General features: G+C 66.4%; 2 protein-coding genes. One reads left to right on the forward strand and one right to left on the reverse strand.

Going from position 1 to position 1,086, the window contains the following annotated elements:
* Window positions 1-51: 51 nt before the first annotated feature.
* Entirely contained in the window at window positions 52-195 is a 144-nt protein-coding gene (locus tag ABN273_RS59215; RefSeq protein WP_349458598.1) for a hypothetical protein, read from the reverse strand.
* Between the two features lie 259 nt (window positions 196-454).
* On the opposite strand from ABN273_RS59215, the gene ABN273_RS59220 reads away from it, so the two are divergent.
* Window positions 455-901: a hypothetical protein gene (locus ABN273_RS59220; RefSeq protein ID WP_349458599.1), complete on the forward strand. Its 447-nt coding sequence runs from the start codon at window positions 455-457 to the stop codon at window positions 899-901.
* The last annotated feature ends 185 nt before the right edge of the window (window positions 902-1,086 follow it).

Here is a 1,086-nt window from a genome sequence, read left to right on the forward strand (position 1 = left end):
CGCGGGACAAAGCTGATGTCGGCGTTCACCCCGAGGTCCTTCAGATCCTGTTCAAGCCGCTCGGACTCTCTGAGCTCCTCGAACTCCATCGCTGACGTTCCACGAAAGCGAGCTGGCCATTGCCGGCTGTGCCAGGGCGAAACTCGATGCGATCGCGATGGCGCCGATGGCGGCGGTCTTGAGCAGCTTCTTCATGATGCTCCTTCTGTCGGGGCGGGTTCTGGTGCCCGCCGAGAAGGAGCATGGGTCAAGGGTTGAGTCAGGCGACAGATCCCTTGGACACAGTTCGGCCGGCAGCCGTGCGGACTTTGGTCGTCGGCTGCTTGGTCGTCGAAACCTAGCGTCTGACTAGCGTCCCACTAGCGCGCTCCGAGTGGTCTGATTGGGACATACCTCCGCCATACCGCGTCTCCGTATGGTCTCACCTCGACGGGAAATCAACGGAGGGAACCATATGAAGATCATGCGTACCGCGGTCGTCGTCGGGGCCATGGGGGCCGTGGCCATGATGGGCGCGCCCGCGCCCGCGTCGGCGTCGGTGACCGCCTCGGCGTCCGCGCCGGCGGCGTCGGTGACCACGTCGGCAGCCAAGGCCCTCGTCGCGACCTGTTCGAAGGGGTCCTACAGGCTGAAGGTGACCGTCACCTACATCGACACGACGTATGGGCACCGCTTCAGCCGTGTCCACTGGACGGCCTCCGGAGGCCCCACCACGGTCAAGGTCAGCCTCGTCCAGGATCGGGGCGGCCTTCCGGACGCCGAGTTCCTGGCGACCGTGATCACGGGCAACTCCGGCAGCAGGGCGATCTCGGCGACCCGGCCGATGGCGCATCGGGTCTTCGTGAAGCTGGCCGGTAGGAAGGGTGTCACGAGCTGCGTCGGGCAGAGCGGCGTCATCTGATCCGGACCGCTCGGCGCCCGCCGTCGCGAGAGACGGCGGGCGCCGGAGGTCAGGGCGAGGGGTGGGGGAGTTCGAGGTCGGCCACGATGGGGAAGTGGTCGGAGGCCTCGGTGCCGATGACGGCCACCGAGGTCGTTTTGATGTCGCGAGAGGTCATGACGTAGTCGATGCGCTGGTACGGCCTG

It is taken from the genome of Nonomuraea sp. B19D2, assembly GCF_040137845.1.
Taxonomy (GTDB): domain Bacteria; phylum Actinomycetota; class Actinomycetes; order Streptosporangiales; family Streptosporangiaceae; genus Nonomuraea.